Origin of the sequence: Camelimonas fluminis, assembly GCF_014656355.1 — a bacterium.
GTDB lineage: Bacteria > Pseudomonadota > Alphaproteobacteria > Rhizobiales > Beijerinckiaceae > Camelimonas > Camelimonas fluminis.
Genome location: NZ_BNCG01000010.1, coordinates 105,033 through 121,571 on the forward strand (window position 1 = coordinate 105,033; position 16,539 = coordinate 121,571).

11 protein-coding genes, 1 other RNA gene and 1 pseudogene are annotated in these 16,539 nt (G+C 66.8%); 6 read left to right on the forward strand and 7 right to left on the reverse strand.

Annotated features, from left to right (window positions below; genetic code table 11):
- The first annotated feature begins 28 nt into the window (after positions 1-28).
- Positions 29-2,311 (forward strand): heavy metal translocating P-type ATPase, encoded by a 2,283-nt coding sequence (locus IE243_RS12645; protein WP_210319854.1) that lies wholly within the window; start codon positions 29-31, stop codon positions 2,309-2,311.
- 25 nt (positions 2,312-2,336) lie between these two features.
- On the opposite strand, the gene IE243_RS12650 is transcribed toward IE243_RS12645, so the two are convergent.
- The 5 genes from IE243_RS12650 to IE243_RS12670 form a co-directional block, all read right to left on the reverse strand.
- The gene (locus tag IE243_RS12650) at positions 2,337-3,989 is read right to left on the reverse strand and encodes an ABC transporter ATP-binding protein (RefSeq protein WP_191319748.1); all 1,653 of its coding nucleotides are present in this window, start codon (positions 3,987-3,989) and stop codon (positions 2,337-2,339) included.
- Positions 3,986-5,170: an ABC transporter permease gene (locus tag IE243_RS12655; protein WP_191319749.1), complete on the reverse strand. Its 1,185-nt coding sequence runs from the start codon at positions 5,168-5,170 to the stop codon at positions 3,986-3,988. Before IE243_RS12655 ends, IE243_RS12650 begins: the two co-directional genes overlap by 4 nt.
- A gap of 2 nt (positions 5,171-5,172) precedes the next feature.
- Entirely contained in the window at positions 5,173-6,261 is a 1,089-nt protein-coding gene (locus tag IE243_RS12660; RefSeq protein ID WP_191319750.1) for a microcin C ABC transporter permease YejB, read from the reverse strand.
- 40 nt (positions 6,262-6,301) lie between these two features.
- Positions 6,302-8,053 carry an extracellular solute-binding protein gene (locus IE243_RS12665; protein ID WP_191319799.1) on the reverse strand — a complete coding sequence of 584 codons (1,752 nt, stop codon included), beginning with the start codon at positions 8,051-8,053 and terminating at the stop codon, positions 6,302-6,304.
- A 540-nt stretch (positions 8,054-8,593) separates the two neighbouring features.
- Positions 8,594-9,199: a c-type cytochrome gene (locus IE243_RS12670; RefSeq protein WP_191319751.1), complete on the reverse strand. Its 606-nt coding sequence runs from the start codon at positions 9,197-9,199 to the stop codon at positions 8,594-8,596.
- A 145-nt stretch (positions 9,200-9,344) separates the two neighbouring features.
- Here IE243_RS12670 and IE243_RS12675 point away from each other — a divergent pair, with 145 nt between their 5' ends.
- The 3 genes and pseudogenes from IE243_RS12675 to IE243_RS23490 all read left to right on the forward strand — a co-directional run.
- Positions 9,345-10,085, forward strand: coding sequence for a 3-deoxy-manno-octulosonate cytidylyltransferase (locus tag IE243_RS12675; RefSeq protein WP_191319752.1), 741 nt, complete (start codon positions 9,345-9,347; stop codon positions 10,083-10,085).
- Positions 10,086-10,157: 72 nt separating this feature from the next.
- Positions 10,158-11,093 (forward strand): prephenate dehydratase, encoded by a 936-nt coding sequence (locus IE243_RS12680; RefSeq protein ID WP_191319753.1) that lies wholly within the window; start codon positions 10,158-10,160, stop codon positions 11,091-11,093.
- 522 nt (positions 11,094-11,615) lie between these two features.
- Positions 11,616-12,029: pseudogene (locus tag IE243_RS23490) on the forward strand (GNAT family N-acetyltransferase); the annotation flags it as partial.
- Positions 12,030-12,129: 100 nt separating this feature from the next.
- Here IE243_RS23490 and nudC read toward each other — a convergent pair.
- Both nudC and IE243_RS12690 read right to left on the reverse strand, forming a co-directional pair.
- Positions 12,130-13,101: an NAD(+) diphosphatase gene (gene nudC / locus IE243_RS12685; protein ID WP_244643134.1), complete on the reverse strand. Its 972-nt coding sequence runs from the start codon at positions 13,099-13,101 to the stop codon at positions 12,130-12,132.
- A 257-nt stretch (positions 13,102-13,358) separates the two neighbouring features.
- Positions 13,359-13,811, reverse strand: a complete 453-nt coding sequence (locus tag IE243_RS12690; RefSeq protein WP_191319754.1) for an HIT domain-containing protein — start codon at positions 13,809-13,811, stop codon at positions 13,359-13,361.
- Positions 13,812-14,080: 269 nt separating this feature from the next.
- On the opposite strand from IE243_RS12690, the gene ffs reads away from it, so the two are divergent.
- Together ffs and IE243_RS12700 are read left to right on the forward strand one after the other, a co-directional pair.
- Positions 14,081-14,178, forward strand: an RNA gene (gene ffs / locus IE243_RS12695) — signal recognition particle sRNA small type.
- Between the two features lie 378 nt (positions 14,179-14,556).
- A complete protein-coding gene (locus tag IE243_RS12700) occupies positions 14,557-16,530 on the forward strand; it encodes a DNA polymerase III subunit gamma/tau (RefSeq protein ID WP_191319755.1) in 1,974 nt (657 codons plus the stop codon).
- Positions 16,531-16,539 lie beyond the last annotated feature (9 nt).

Genomic DNA, 16,539 nt, shown 5'->3' on the forward strand with positions numbered 1-16,539 from the left:
CAGTGGAAAATTACCATCTGGTGACGTCATGAATGCGCCCGCCGCCACACAGCGCTATCGCGTTGAAGGTATGGACTGCGCCGCCTGCGCGCTGAAAATCGAGACAGCTGTGCAGCGACTGCCGGGCGTCACCGACGTCGCCGTGAACGTGGCCCTGCAACGCCTGACCATCCAGGGTGAGGCGCAACCAGGCGCCGCCGATGTGGCGGCCCTGCTGAAACGGCTGGGATACGCGGCGCGGCCAGAGCCAGGCGGAGCCACGGCGGGCGCCGCGGGACGCGCCCACGCGCCATGCTGTGACGGCGGCGATCACGACCATGCGCATGATCACGCCCACGCCCATTCCCCTGGCGATCACGGTCGCCATGATGATGGTGACGATCATTTCGGCCACAGCCATGCGCCAGAGGCGGCGCCGTCATGGTTCGCAGGACGCATGCCGGCGTGGATGCCTGCGGGAAGCTGGCCGACCCTTCTCGCCATGCTGATCGTCGCAACAGCCTTCGTGGTCGCCTGGATTGTTCCCGAATGGTCGCGCGCCATCTGGAGCGTCGCAACCCTCATCGCGGTGGCGCCGATCGCCCGGCGGGCCTGGACGGCGGCCATAACCGGTTCGCCGTTCACCATTGAAACCCTGCTGGTGGTGGCCGCGGTTGGCGCCCTGGTGATCGGCGAGTCGGTGGAAGCCGCAGCCGTCGTCGTCCTGTTCAATATCGGCGAGATGCTGGAGGGCGTCGCCGCCGGGCGGGCGCGGGCCGGCGTCACGGCGCTGCTCGACGTTGTGCCGCGCACGGCGTTGCGCGACCGGAACGGGACCCTGGAAACGGTGGGCGTCGACGCGCTGGCCGTTGGCGACGCGGTGGTGGTGCGCCCCGGCGACAGAGCCCCATCCGATGGCGAAATCCTCAGCGGCGTTTCCGACATGAACGAGGCGCCGGTCACCGGCGAGTCGACGCCCGTGACCCGCCGCGCCGGCGACAAAATCTACGCTGGCGCCATCAATCTCACAGGCGAATTGCGCGTGCGCATTACCAGCGCCGCCGCCGACAACACCATCGCCCGCATTATCGCCATGGTGGAGGAGGCGCAGGAGAAGAAGGCGCCGATCGAGCGCTTCATCAACCGCTTCAGCCGCTGGTACACCCCGGCCGCCATGGCATTCGCCGCGCTGGTCGCCGTGCTGCCGCCGCTGCTCGCGGGTCAGCCGTGGGATGTCTGGATCTATCGCGGCCTGGCGGTTCTGCTGATCGCCTGCCCGTGCGCGCTGGTGATCTCGACTCCCGCCGCCATCGCCGCCGCCATCGCCAATGGCGCCCGGCGCGGCCTGTTGGCCAAGGGCGGAGCGACGCTGGAGACGCTGGCCCATGTCAGGACCATCGCCTTCGACAAGACCGGAACGCTGACGCGCGGCGAGCCCCGGGTGACCGACGTGACGCCGCTGGGCGGCGGCGACGCGGCGCAGATCGATGCCGCTCTTGCAAAGGCAGCCGCTGTGGAAATGGGTTCAAGCCATCCGCTCGGGCTCGCCATCATCGCCGAAGCGGAAGCGCGCGGGCTCGCCATTCCGCGCACGCTTGACGGCAGCGCGGCGACGGCCGGAAAGGGCGTCTCCGGCCAGCTCGACAGCGGTCTGGTGAGCGTGGGTTCGCCCCGTCAGGCGCGCGAGGCGGGCGCCCTGCCCGCCAGCGCGGACGCGCTTGTGACGCAGCTGGAGACCGACGGCAAGACCGTGGTGGTGGTCAGCGAGGATGGCGTGGCCCTGGCGGTGATCGCCCTGCGCGACGAGCCGCGTGATGACGCCGCCGCCGGCGTCGCGGAGCTGAAGGCGCTTGGCGTGACGCCGGTGATGCTGACCGGCGATAACACCCGCACCGCCGACGCCATTGGCGCAAAGCTGGGCCTCGCGGTTCAGGCGGAGCTGCTGCCGGGCGACAAGCTGGCGGCCATCGAGCGCCTGCAACGGTCCGGCCCGGTGGCGATGGTCGGCGACGGCATCAATGACGCCCCGGCGCTGGCGGCCGCCTCGGTCGGCGTCGCCATGGGCGGCGGCACGGACGTGGCGCTGGAAACCGCCGACGCGGCGCTGTTGCGCAATCGCATTGGCGACGTCGCCAGCCTGATCCGCCTTGCCCGCGCCGGCATGGGCAACATCCGCCAGAATCTGGTGATCGCCCTGGGGCTGAAAGCCGTGTTCCTGGTCACCACCCTGTTCGGCGAGACGCCGCTGTGGATGGCCATCCTCGCCGACACCGGCGCGACCGTGCTGGTCACGGCCAATGCGTTGCGCCTGCTGCGGTTGCGGGAGGCGTGAGCGCGCGCGTGTGCGCGCCCCTCGCCTACCCTGGACCTGCCCCGTCCGCCGCCGGCGCAGCGTCGATGTTGAACGCCGCCGCGAACAGCGCCCGGGTATAGTCCGTCTTTGGGGCGGCGAAGATGTCGCTGGCCGCCCCCTGCTCCACCACCACGCCGTTCTGCATCACCATGATGGTGTTGGCCAAGGCTTTCACCACCTTCAGGTCGTGGCTGATGAAGATGTACGACAGGTTCTTGCGCCGTTGCAGATCGCGCAGCAGGTCGACGATCTGCGCCTGCACCGACATGTCGAGGGCGGAGGTCGGCTCGTCGAGGATAACGAATGACGGCTCCAGCGCCATGGCCCGGGCGATGGCGATGCGCTGGCGCTGGCCGCCGGAGAATTCGTGCGGGTAGCGGTCCATGGTCGCCGGGTCGAGGCCGACCTCATGCAGGGCTTCCGCCACCTTCTGGCGCTGGGCCGCCAGCGGCATGCCGGGCTGCTGCACCAGCAGACCCTCGGCGATGATTTCCGCCACCGACATGCGCGGCGACAGGGAGCCGTAGGGGTCCTGAAACACCACCTGCATGCGCTGGCGCAGCGGGCGAAGCTGGCGCGCGCCAACGCCGTCAATGCGTTGACCGAGGACGACGATCGGCCCATCCGACTGGATGAGGCGCAGGAGCGCCAGGCCGAGCGTGGTCTTGCCAGAACCGGATTCACCAACGACGCCAAGGGTTTCCCCCTGACGCAGGCGGATCGACACCCCGTCCACCGCCTTGATGTGCCCGCTGACGCGGCGCAGAAAACCCTTGCGGATCGGAAACCACACCCTGACCGGTCCCGCCTCCACCACCACCGGGGCGCTGGCGGCGACTGGCGCGGCCTCCCCCTTCGGCTCGGCGTGCAACAGTTTGCGGGTGTAAGGATGCTGCGGCGCGGCGAACACTTCGGCGACAGGGCCGCGTTCGACGATCTGGCCGCCGGTCATCACGCAGACATTGTCGGCGATGCGCCGGACAATGCCGAGGTCGTGGGTGATGAACAGCATGGCCATGCCCAGCCGCTGCTTCAGATCGGCGAGCAGCGCCAGGATCTGCGCCTGCACGGTGACGTCGAGGGCCGTCGTCGGCTCATCGGCGATCAGCAGGTCTGGCTCATTGGCCAGGGCCATGGCGATCATGACGCGCTGGCGCTGGCCGCCGGACAACTGGTGCGGGTAGGCGGAGAGCCGTTCGGCCGGCTGGCGGATGCCCACCAGTTCCAGCAGTTCGATGATGCGGGCGCGCGCCGCCTTGCCGCGCAGGCCTTTATGCAGCGCCAGGATTTCACCAACCTGCTTTTCGATCGTATGCAGCGGGTTGAGCGAGGTCATCGGCTCCTGAAACACCATGGTGATGTCGTTGCCGCGCACGGCGCGCAGTTCGGCGTCACTGGCCTTCAACAGATCCTTGCCGCGAAACAGCACCTCGCCGCCCGGGTGGCTGGCCGCCGGATAGGGCAGCAGCCGCAGGATCGACATGGCGGTGACCGATTTGCCGGAACCGGATTCGCCCACCAGCGCCAGGGTTTCGCCGCGCGCCAGATCAAAAGAGACGCCGTCGACCGCCATGCTGGTCTGACCGTCCTGACGGAAGGCGGTCCTGAGGCCGCGCACCTGAAGCAGCGGGGCGGTTGATGCGTTGGGCGCGTTCATGCCGGAGCCTTTCGCGGATCAAAGGCGTCGCGCACCGCCTCGCCGACGAAGATCAGCAGCGACAGCATCAGGGCGATGACGAAGAAACCGGAGAGGCCAAGCCACGGCGCCTCGGGATTGCCCTTGCCCTGGGCCAGCATCTCGCCCAGCGACGGCGAGCCGGGCGGCAGGCCAAAGCCCAGAAAGTCCAGCGAGGTCAGCGTGGTGATGGCCCCGTTGAGGATGAACGGCAGGAAGGTCAGCGTCGCCACCATGGCGTTGGGCAGCATGTGGCGGAACATGATGCGGCCGTTGCCGAGGCCGAGCGCCCGGGCGGCGCGGACATATTCCAGATTGCGGGCGCGCAGGAACTCCGCCCGCACCACGCCCACCAGCGCCACCCAGGAGAACAGCAGCAGGATGCCGAGCAGCACGAAGAAGCTGGGGGTAATCACCGCTGAAAGGATGATGAGCAGATACAGCGAGGGAATGGCCGTCCAGATCTCGATGAAGCGCTGGAAAATCAGATCGGTCCAGCCGCCGAAAAAGCCCTGCGCGGCGCCGGCGGCGACGCCAATGACCGATGACAGCGCCGCCAGCGACAGGCCGAACAGCACCGAGATGCGGAAGCCGTAAATCAGTCGCGCCAGCACGTCGCGGCCCTGATCGTCCGTGCCCAGCCAGTTCCATTCAAGGCTGCGACACGAGGTTCCCCCCACCTTTTCCGCCGCCGCCTTGCACTGCGCCTCGCTCAGCAACCAGGTGGGCGGCGATGGCGCGGGCGTCGGCAGATTGAGGTTCTGGGTGTTGTAGGAAAAGCGGATCGGCGGCCAGATCATCCAGCCATGGGCCCTGATTTCATCGGCGATGGTCGGGTCGCGATAGTCGGTGACCGCAAGGAAGCCGCCGAACTTCTCCTCCGGATAGTGCACGAAGGCGGGAAACAGCAGTTCGCCCTTGTAGGAGGCGACAATCGGCCGGTCGTTGGCGATCAGTTCGGCGCACAGGGTCAGCACGAACAGGACAAGGAAAATCCACAGCGACCACCAGCCGCGCCGGTTGGCGCGGAAGTTGCGCAGGCGCCGGCGGTTGAGCGGCGACAGGCTGACGAAGCGGCCGCGCGGCAGCGACGGCGCGACGATGACGGGCGCTGTGACCGGCGACGCGGCGGTGGCGGGGGCGACGGATTCGGCGCTGGCCATGCTCAGGCCTCCCGCGCGGCGAAATCGATGCGCGGATCGATCCAGGCGTAGGTCAGGTCGGAAATCAGGTTCACCACCAGGCCGAGCAGCGAGAAGATGTAGAGCGAGGCGAACACCGTCGGATAATCGCGGTTGATGATCGATTCGAACGACAGCAGGCCGAGACCGTCGAGCGAGAAGATGGTCTCGATGAGCAGCGAGCCGGCGAAGAAGGCGCCGATGAACGCGCCCGGCAGGCCGGCGATGACGATCAGCATGGCGTTGCGGAACACGTGGCCGTAAAGCACCCGGCGCTCGGTCAGCCCCTTCATCCGCGCGGTGAGCACATATTGCTTGCGGATTTCATCAAGGAAGGAGTTGCGGGTCAGCAGCGTCGAGGTCGCGAACGCGCCGAGCGCCATGGAGGTGATCGGCAGCACGAGGTGCCAAAAATAGTCGGCGACCTTGCCGGCCAGGCTGAGCTGCGCCCAGTTGTCGGAGGTGAGGCCGCGCAACGGAAAAATCTGGAAGAACGAACCGCCGGCGAACAGCACGATCAGCAGGATGGCGAACAGGAAGCCGGGAATGGCGTAGCCAACGATAACCACTACCGAGGTCCAGGTGTCAAAACGCGTGCCGTCGCGCACCGCCTTGGCGACGCCGAGCGGAATCGATACGGCGTAGGACAGCAGCAGCATCCACAGGCCGAGCGAGATCGACACCGGCAGCTTCTCGCGGATCAGATCAACCACCGGCGTGTCGCGAAAATAGCTCTTGCCAAAATCGAAGCGGGCGTAGTCCCGGATCATCTTGAAAAAGCGCTCGTGCGCCGGCTTGTCGAAGCCGAACTGCGCTTCCAGTTGTTTGATGAACTCCGGATCAAGCCCCTGGGCGCCGCGATAGCTGCTGTCCGCCGACGCCGACGACGCAAAATCGCCGCCTCCGCCCCCGGAAATGCGCGAAGTGGCGCCGGCGTCGGTGCCCTGCAACTGCGCGATCACCCGCTCCACCGGCCCGCCCGGCGCGAACTGCACCAGCACGAATGAAATCAGCATGATGCCCAAAATCGTCGGGATCATCAGCAACAGGCGGCGCAGGATATAGCCAATCATCGCCGCGCCCCCACGCGTCTGTCAGCAGCCCCGGCCGCCATCAACGCCGTCCGCCGGTCTTCGCCGCCAGCGTCGCATCCCACCACCAGATGGTGGGGAACGCCGCCGCGCCATATTCCGGCATGGTCTGCGGATGACCGAAGCGGTTCCAGCGCGCCGTGCGCTGAAAATTGTAGGTCCACTGCGGCACGACATAATTGTGGTGCAGCAACGTCCGGTCGAGCGCCCGGGCGGCGGCGACCAGCTCCTCGCGCGTGGTGGCGTAGACCACCTTGCCGATCAGCGCATCGACGCCGGGATCGCTGATGCCGGCGATGTTCATGGAGCCGGGGCGTTTGGCCGCTTCCGCCCCCCAGAAATTCCACTGCTCATTGCCCGGCGACAGGGACTGCGGCCACAGGAAGGTGACGGCGTCATAATCGAAGGCGCGCAGGCGGTTCTGGTACTGGGTGGCGTCGACGACGCGGAGATTGACGGTCATGCCCAGACGCTTCAGGGCGTTCTGATACGGCAGGACGTAACGCTCGAACGAGGGATCAAAGCTGAGGAATTCGATGACGAAAGCCGTGCCGGTCCTGCTGTTGACCAGATTGCGCCCCTTCAGCTCCCAGCCGGCTTCGCCGAGCAGCCGGTGCGCCTCGCGCAAATTGGCCCGGAAAGCCTCCTGCGAACCGGCGACGGGGTTTTTATAGACCTCTGTGAAAACGCTGGCCGGCACCTTGTCGCGCACGCTTTCCAGAATCTGTTTTTCCAGGCCTTCCGGCAGGCCGGATGAAGCCAGCTCGGTGCCGGAGAAATAGGAATCAATGCGCTTGTACTGGCCAAAAAACAGGGTGCGATTCACTTCCTCGAAATCGAAGGCGTAATTCAGCGCGCGGCGCACCCGCTCATCCTGAAACTGCGGCCGGCGCATATTGAAAACGAACGCCTGCATGACGCCGCTGCTGCGTTGGGGAAACTCCTCCAGTATGACCCTTTTCTCGCGCACGGCCGGGAAGTCGTAACCTGTGGCCCAGTTCTTGGCGACATTCTCGGTGCGAAAATCGAACTGATCAGCCTTGAACGCCTCGAACAACACGGTGATGTCGCGGTAATAGTCGACGCGCACCACATCGAAATTATGCATGCCGACGCGGACAGGCAGCTTCTCGCCCCAATAATCCTTCACCCGCTCGTATTCGCACCAGCGGCCGGCGTCGAAGGCCTTGATGCGATAGGGCCCGGAGCCCATTGGCGGCTCCAGCGTGGTCGCGGTGATGTCGCGCTTGCGGCCGCTGGCGTCAGTCCCTTCCCACCAGTGCTTCGGCAGCACCGGCAACTGGCCAACGATCTGCGGCAGCTCCCGGTTGCCCTTTGCCGCGAAACGGAAAGTCGCCTCACGCGGGCCCGTTTTTTCCACGGCGCTCACATCGCGCCAGTAGGCGGCGTATTGCGGACTCAGCTTCTTCAGGCTTTCAAAGCTGAAAATGACGTCCTCGACGGTGACCGGCCGCCCGTCATGCCAGCGCGCCTCAGGACGCAGGCGATAGCTGGCCCAGGAATAATCCTCCGGGTAGCGCGCCGCGGCGGCGATCACGCCGTATTCGGTGTTCACCTCATCCAGCGAGGCTTCCATCAGCTGGTCGTAAATCAGGGTGAGCCGGCTCTCCACCTCGCCCTTTACGCCCGCCACGGCCACGTTGAAGCTGTCAAAACCGCCCTGGGACCCGAAGCGGACAACGCCAGCTTTCGGAGCCGCCGGATTGACGTAGTCAAAATGCTTGAAATCCGCGCCGTATTTCGGCTGCCCCATCAGCGAGAGCGCGTGGCGCCACGGCGGCCTGTCAGCGGCGGACAGCCTCGCCTCTGCCAGCGCCCCGTCTTGCGGCTTTTGCGCGGCGTGCGCCGCGCCGGCGCGCCAGAACCCGGCGGCCAGCGCCGCCGAAGCCACGCCGAACAGGGCGGCGCGCCGGGTAACCGGCGCCCAGGCTGACACCGTTTCCGGAGACGCGGGCGGCGCGGACTGCAGGGCTTCTGGCTTCCTGGCGGGCTTGGATTCGGGCACAGGTTTCTCCGGCGTTGGCGGCGCAGACTTGTCGTGACGTCAAGCAGCGACGTGAACAGGCGGCGCCGGACAACGTTTCAGGCGTAAGGCCAGCAGAATCGGCGCTATTACCCAAAAAGATTTTAATACCCCAGCAACCGGTCCGGCAAACAGGCCCGCAAAAGTTGGCCGGAAAGCGACCTGCAACGCCCGCCGCGGCGCTGCGCACATGAAAAAGCCGGGCGCAAAGCCCGGCTCGATCGTTTTCCGTCGGCGTGTTCGCCAGCGGCGGCCTGAAGCCGCGCCAGCTCAGTGCTTCGCCGGTTCCTTGGCGGGCTCCTTGGCGGGAGCCGCGCCGGCGGCCGGGGCTGCATCGGCCTTCGGCAGCGGCAACGGGCTGTCGGAAAGCGTATTCAGATAGGCAAGGATGTCGGCGCGCTCTTCTTCCTTGGTGACGCCGGCGAAATTCATCAGCGTGCCAGGCACGGCCTTCTTCGGGTTGGTCAGGAATTCGCTGAGGTTGTCGAAGTTCCACGAACCGCCGTGATCCTTCATGCCCTTCGAATAGGCGAAGCCCTCATGATGCGCCACCTGACGGCCGAGCACGCCATAAAGATCCGGACCAATCTTGTTGGGGCCGCCCTTCTCGAAGCTGTGGCAGGTCTTGCACTTGGCGATGGCCTTCTCGCCCTTGGCGGCGTCAGCCTTGGCCAGCAGCACCGGCAGCGGCGTCGCGGCCTTTGCCTCGGGCGCGGCGCCGCCGGCCGAAGCCTCGGCCGCCTGCGGCAGATCATACCCCGGGACCTTCGGCGCATGGTTCTCAAACAGTTTCTCGGTGACGATATTCAGCCCAAGCACGAACATGAGAGTGCCCAGAACCGCGCCGGCAATCTTGTTAAGCTCGAAGGAATCCATAAACGGCGACTCCGCATGGCGTGATCTGGATAAGGACGGCGCCCCGCAGGCGGAGCTTTGGGGCGATGATTAACCGCTTTGACGCGGCGAACGCAACTCGTATAGGTGAAACGCACTTTGCTACTTTTTGACGCCGTTCCAAACTATGATCCAGCCTCTTGTTCTCATTCCCGCCCGAATGGCCTCCACGCGCCTTCCGGGAAAACCGCTCGCCGACGTCGCCGGCGCGCCGATGATCGTCCAGGTCATGCGCCGGGCGCAGGAGGCGAATATCGGCCCCGTGGTCATCGCCACGGACACGGCGGAGATCGCTGAAGCCGTTGCAAAAGCTGGCGGAACGGCGGTGATGACCCGGGCTGACCATCCGTCTGGCTCAGACCGGATCCACGAGGCGTTGCAGGCGATCGACCCCGGGGGACGCCACGACGTGATCGTGAACGTGCAGGGCGATCTTCCCACAATCAATCCGGCGATTATCGCCGCGGCGCTGACGCCGCTGGCCGATCAGGCTGTGGATATCGCCACGCTCGCCGCAGTCATCACCCGCGCGGAAGAACGGACTGAGCCGTCCGTCGTGAAGGCGGTGGGGGCCGAAGTGGCCCCCGGACGGCTCCGGGCGCTGTATTTCACCCGGGCGACCGCGCCATGGGGCGACGGGCCGCTGCTGCACCACATCGGCCTCTACGCCTGGCGGCGCAGCGCGCTGCAACGCTTCGTCGCCCTGCCGCCCTCGCCGCTGGAGCGGCGCGAGAACCTGGAGCAGTTGCGGGCGCTCGAGGCGGGCATGCGGATCGACGTCATTGTGGTTGACGACGTGCCCCTCGGCGTCGACACCCCCCACGACCTGGAGCGGGCGCGCGCCGCGCTGGGCGCCGCCCGCGAATAACCAACCTCACCTGCACGCATCCGGCGCGGCTGTAGCGGACCGCCCCTGTTTACTGGATTTACTGGAGAGATCATGACCGGCGCCACGTCAGGAGCGCACGACGCTCCGGCTTCCGACACCAATGTCGCCAACCCTGCTGGCGACTCGCGGCTGATTTCCTTCCAGGGCGAGCACGGCGCCAATTCGCAGATCGCCAGCCGGGAAGTGTTTCCCGATCGCGACACCCTGCCCTGTCCGACCTTCGATGACGCCCTGAACGCAGTGAAGGACGGCGCGGCGGAGTTCGGCATGATTCCGATCGAGAACTCGATCGCCGGCCGCGTCGCCGACATTCACCACCTGCTGCCGCTCTCCGGCCTGCACATCATCGGCGAGCACTTCCTGCCGATCCGGTTTCAGCTGATGGGGCTGCCGGGCGCGAAGATCGACCAGCTCACCAGCGTCTATACCCATGTGCACGCCATCGGGCAGTGCCGGCGCATCATTCGCCAGCTCGGGCTGAAGGCGGTGATCACCGGCGACACCGCCGGCGCGGCGCGCGAAGTGGCGGAATGGAACGACCCCAGTCGCGGCGCCCTCGCGCCACGACTGGCCGCGCAAGTCTATGGCCTGAACATCCTGGCCGAGGACGTGGAGGACGAGGCGCACAACACCACGCGCTTCATCATCCTGTCGCGCGAACCAAAATGGCCGAAAGCCGGCGAAGGCCCGACCGTCACCAGCTTTGTCTTCCGGGTGCGCAACCTGCCGGCGGCGCTGTACAAGGCGCTGGGCGGCTTCGCCACCAACGGCGTCAACATGACCAAGCTGGAGAGCTACCAGCTCGAAGGCCAGTTCGCCGCCACCCAGTTCTATGCGGAAGTCGAGGGGCACCCCGATGAGCAGGGTCTTAAGAACGCCCTGGAGGAACTGGGCTTCTTCTCGCGCGAGCTGCGCATCCTTGGCGTTTATCCGGCCGCGTCCTACCGCGACGAATTGCGGGCCACCGCCGCCGGACAAGCCGCCTGACGGGCGCGACGGCCAGCCGTCATACCCCTGACATGCACATGGCGCAGACAGCCCGCGAGCCGCAGGGGTTCGCGGGTTTTTTGCGTCTCGCCGGTCGCAAGGCCTCTGTCCAGGCGGCGTCCCGCTCCACGCCAGAAATGACCATTCCGGCGGATTGAACCAAAACCCCGGGGGGGTCTCATCGGGTTTTGGCGAAACCCGTTCAGCGCATGGCGTTCTTACAGGGAGGCGTTTCCCGCAAGGAAACGCGTCACGCGGGTTGAGCCTCGCGGATCGCGGCTGCGCCTGCATCTTCGCGATCTGATATAACAGTCTGGGCGTGTAAAACACGCAATCGCCCTGTTTCCGCCCAAGACCGTCGTTTTGTCGCCGTTGTCAGCGGGCAAGTTGCTGCAAGTGAAAGACGCCCGGCAAAGGCCGGACCGTTGCTTTCAGCCATATCGCCAATGTCCGTCACGCCAGGCGTCGCGCCAGGCTGGAGGATCGCCACGACAACAGACGCATCAGGGAAAGGAGCACGCCATGCGCGTTCATTACCGGCCCGCCATCGCGACCGACATTTCCGGCATCGCCACGGCGCACGCCGCCGCGCATCGCGAAACCTGGCGTGGTCTTGTCGAAAACCGCGACCTGCGCCCGGGTTCGCCTGAAGACTATCTCGCCCGCTGGACGCAGCGGCTGTCGGACATCACCGTCAGCGTGTTCGTGGCGGAATCGGACGGGCAGATCATTGGGGCCGGCGCCTGCGCCGCGATTGACGGCGAGGGCGTCATTCTCGACATCCTGGTGCTGAAGCCGATGCAGTGCCGCGGCGTCGGAACCCGGCTGATGGGTCTGATGGCCTGCGACCTGAAGGCCCGTGGCCACGACAGCGTCAGCCTGTGGGCGCCGGAGCGCAATGTGGTCGCCATCGTGTTCTTCCGCGCCATTGGCGGCGACATCATCGACGCCGCTCCGGCCCGGGGTTGCAAGGGCCTCCCGGCGCTGCGCCTGCGCTGGGAGAGCCTCGACGATCTGGCCTTCTGGAACGGCAGCGTCAGCCCGTCTCACCGCGCACAAACGCGGCGAGCACGTGGTGAGCGATCGCCATCGGCGGCGGAGCGAACAGCCTGCCCGGATGCCGTCCGGCCAGCATCAGCCGCGCTTCGTCGCGACTGAACCAGCGGGCGTCATCGAGCTCGGTCCGGTCAACGACGATGTCGGCCGACAGGGCGTCGCCGACGCAACCAATCATCAGCGAGCCGGGGAACGGCCACGGCTGCGAGGCGAGATAACGCACCGCGCCCAAGGGCACCCCCGCCTCTTCCATGATCTCGCGGCGCACCGCGTCCTCAATGGTTTCCCCCGGCTCGACGAAACCGGCGAGGCAGGAATACATGCCGCGCGGGAATTGCGGCTGCCGGCCCATCAGACATTCATCGCCACGCACGGCGAGCATGATGACCACCGGGTCGGTGCGGGGAAAATGCTGCGCGTTGCAGGCGTCGCAGTCACGGCGCCAGCCGCTCGACACCATGCGGCTCGGCGCGCCGCAGTTGGAGCAGAAGCGGTGACGCTGGTGCCAGTAGGCCAGGCCCTTGGCCTCGCCCAACACGCCCATTTCCTCCGGCGGCAGGGCGCCCTGCATGGCCATGGCGCGCAGGTCGGCCACCACCAGATCGCTGTAGCCCTGCAGTTTCTCGCCGAACTCCTGGGGATGAATGGCGAGGAACACGGGCCGCTCATTCAGTGTGCCGAGAAACGGCAGCTCGCGCGGCTCGCCAAGGCGGAACACCTCATCCAGAGAAAACCACGGGTCGGGCCGGCCCCCGGGGCCACTTTTGATCAGCGGCCGGTCACCGACAATGATGCAGGCGATGGCGTCCTGGGAGGCGCGGAAACTGGCCATGCGGGCGTCGTCATCGCGGCGCTCGGAGTGGCGCACCAGCGGATTGGTTGCATAGCCCACCTGGGCTGACAGTTCCGGCCGCAACGCGCCTTCACGCCGGTTATCTATATCGGTCGCCATGGAGTCTCCCGGACATTTCCATTCAATTTTTTCCCGGCTTCAGAGCAAACGCCGCCCGGACGGCCAGAGTTTGCCCGGCAAGAAGCCGTTAGAACATTTTCCAGCGAAATGGACGCCACTTCGCATGAGGAAAAAATACCCCGCTCCGAAGAGACGGAGCCAAATCCGGTTCAGGATGAACGGATCTGGCTCCAGCGTATGCCGCCCGCGCCGCGCCGCAAGAGGCTGGCGCGCGGATCGCTGGTGCGGAAAACGCATCAATCCGGCAGGCCCAGCGCCATGCGCCAGCGGTCGCAGGCCTGCGCCAGGGCCTCTTTCCCGTAGGGCGCGATCAGACCGGCGCCCCAAACCGGGCCGGGCCAGGCCGCGTCGCCTTCCTGGCGGGCGATGACGTGGACGTGCAGTTGCCGCACCATGTTGCCCAGCGCCGCCACATTGAGTTTGAACGGCGTTGCATGACGGCGGACCTGCTCGCAGACAAAGCGCATTTCAGCTGCGAGGGCGGCGTAGGCGTCGGGATCGAGATCGACCAGCTCCGACACGCCGGCGCGACGTGGAACCAGAATCAGCCAGTCGTAGCGGCTGTCGTCCATCAACAGCACGCGTGACAGCGGCAGGTCGCCGACGATCCCGCAATCGGCCGCGAGACGTGAATCAAGCTGGAACCCAGCTTCAAGCGCGCTGGTGAAGCCTGTCGCGTCGTCATGCATGGGACGTCTCCCCTGGCTGATTGTCTGCCTCCAGAGCAAAATCCGCTCGGGCTTTCGCTCCATCCTTTTGCGTTGCCGCGCCTCCCGCGCGCGGCGGGGCGTCCACGTTAAGCGGAATGCGCTTCTGTGGTTATCCGGCGCCCGGGCGGACGATGCAAACGGCGATGACTGCAAACGCTGGCGCAGGCTGGCCGCATCATCCGGGGATGATTGCCGCATCCCCGCAGGCGGCTCTTGCATGTGGCGCGGCTTTGCACGATATACGCGGCGGGAGGTTGGCGTTGGACGTTCCACTCGCCAACCGGGTCAGGTCCGGAAGGAAGCAGCCCTAACGAGCATCGGGCGGGTCTCCGTTCAGCCTCCCACCCTGCCATCGCGGCAGGCGGCGCCAGCATGTTGCGGGCCAACAGCGCGCCAACCGTCCCGGCGTGGCCGGGATCGCCGGCCTCCCCCGCCGGGCTTGCAATTCAGACTTCTCGCACAATCTGATGATCACCAGTCCGGGCCATGCCAGCTGACGCGGCGTTGGCCGGCGCCCTGCGCCGCCATACGAAAAAGCTGCGTGGCGGGCTGGCGGCGGCCACAGGCGACGATGGTTCGCATCCGCCCCGCCTTTCGTGATAGCAAGGACTTGATAGCAAAGACCTGCGCGGCGACATCCGCCCTGTCCCGGCCCGTGGCTTGCCGCAGCGCCAGCTGGATAACGCCGGACAGCCGCGCAGTTTGAGGACAACCACAGGCGCCCATGACCGATTCGCCAGACACTGCGTCCCAGGATCAAGTGAACCAGGACCTCGCGAACCAGGACCTCGCGGCCGACGCCCCGGGCCTGCCGGGCCTCGCCGCCGCCGCGCAATCCGCCCGGCCTGCCGCCAGCGCGGCCGGATACCGGGTGCTGGCGCGCAAATACCGTCCGCGCAATTTCGATGACCTGATCGGTCAGGAAGCCATGGTGCGCACCCTGTCCAACGCCTTCGAGACCGGGCGCATTCCACAGGCCTGGATGCTGACCGGCGTGCGCGGCGTCGGCAAGACCACCACGGCGCGCATCCTGGCGCGCGGGCTCAACTATGAAACGCCTGACGGCTCGGGCGGGCCGACCATTCATCTGACCCAGCCCGGGGTGCACTGCCAGCAGATCATCGACGGCGCGCACATCGACGTGATGGAGATCGACGCCGCCTCCAACAATGGCGTCGACAACATCCGCCAGCTCAACGATTCGGTGCGCTACGCCCCGGTGTCGGCCCGCTACAAGGTCTATATCGTCGACGAGGTGCACATGCTGTCGACGGGGGCGTTCAACGCTTTCCTGAAAACGCTGGAGGAACCGCCGCCGCACGCCAAGTTCATTTTCGCCACCACGGAAATTCGCAAGGTGCCGGTGACGATCCTCTCCCGCTGCCAGCGCTTTGACCTGCGGCGGGTGCAGGCGCCGGTGCTGGCGATGCATCTCGCCCGCATCTGCGACGCGGAAAAGGTGACGGCGGAAGACGAGGCGCTGGCGCAGATCGCCCGGGCGGCGGAAGGCTCCGTGCGCGATTCCCTGTCGCTGCTCGACCAGGCCATTGCCCATGGCGCCGGCCATGTGAGCGCCGAAACCGTGCGCGCCATGCTGGGCCTGGCTGATCGCGGCCGCATTATCGACCTGTTCGAGGCGGTGATGCGCGGCGACCTGCCGGCCAGCCTTGGCCAGTTGCAGGAACAGTATGACGCCGGCGCCGACCCGGCGGTGGTGATGTCGGAGCTGGCCAGCTTCACCCATCTGGTCACGCGGCTGAAACTGGTTCCGGACGCCGCGAAAGACCCGTCGCTGACCGAAGCCGAGCGCACCCGTGGCGCCGATCTGGCCGGAAAGCTCTCCCTGCGCGCCCTGTCCCGGGCCTGGCAGATGCTGCTGAAGGCCCTGCCCGAGGTGCAGGACAGTTTCCGCCCGCTCGCCGCCGCCGAGATGGCCCTGGTGCGCCTCGCCCACGCCTCCGATCTGCCGACGCCGGACGAAGCCCTGCGCATGCTGCGCGACAGCGCCCCATCCGGCGGGGCCGGCCCCATCATCGGCGTCGGCCATGGCGGCGGCGCGCCCCAGGCCATGGCCCATGCGGTTGGCCAGACGACCGGCTACGCCGGCAGTGATCGCGGAGGCGGTTTTGGGGGGGACGGCGGCGGCGCCCCACGCGCCGCGACCACCGCGCTGGCCAGCGGCGCCATGCAACTGGTTTCCAGCCAGCCGGCGCCAGCCATGGCGGCGCCGGCGGAGCCTGCCCCGAAAGCCGCGCCAGCGGTGCGCATCGCCCGGTTCGAGGATCTGGTGGCCCTCGCCGGCGACAAACGCGACATCGGCCTGAAGGTGGCGCTGGAGCGCGACGTGCGCCTGGTGCGGTTTGAGGACGGCGTCATCGAATTTGCCCTGGCGGAAAACGGCAACCGCCATCTCGCCTCCGAGTTGTCCGGGCGTTTGCAGGAATGGACCGGCCGGCGCTGGGTTGTGGCCATCTCATCGCAAACCGGCGAGGACACCATCCAGCAGCGGCGCGCCACGGCAAAGGCCGAGCGTCATTCCGACGCCGCCGCGCATCCGCTGGTGCGCGCCGTGCTTGACCGTTTTCCCGGCGCGCAGATCGTCGACGTGATTGACGTGCGCCCCACGGGCGAGGAAGAGGACGGGGACAATGCGGATGCGCCGTTCGCCGACGAGGGCGACGGCGAGTTTGACGATTGACGCAGTCGG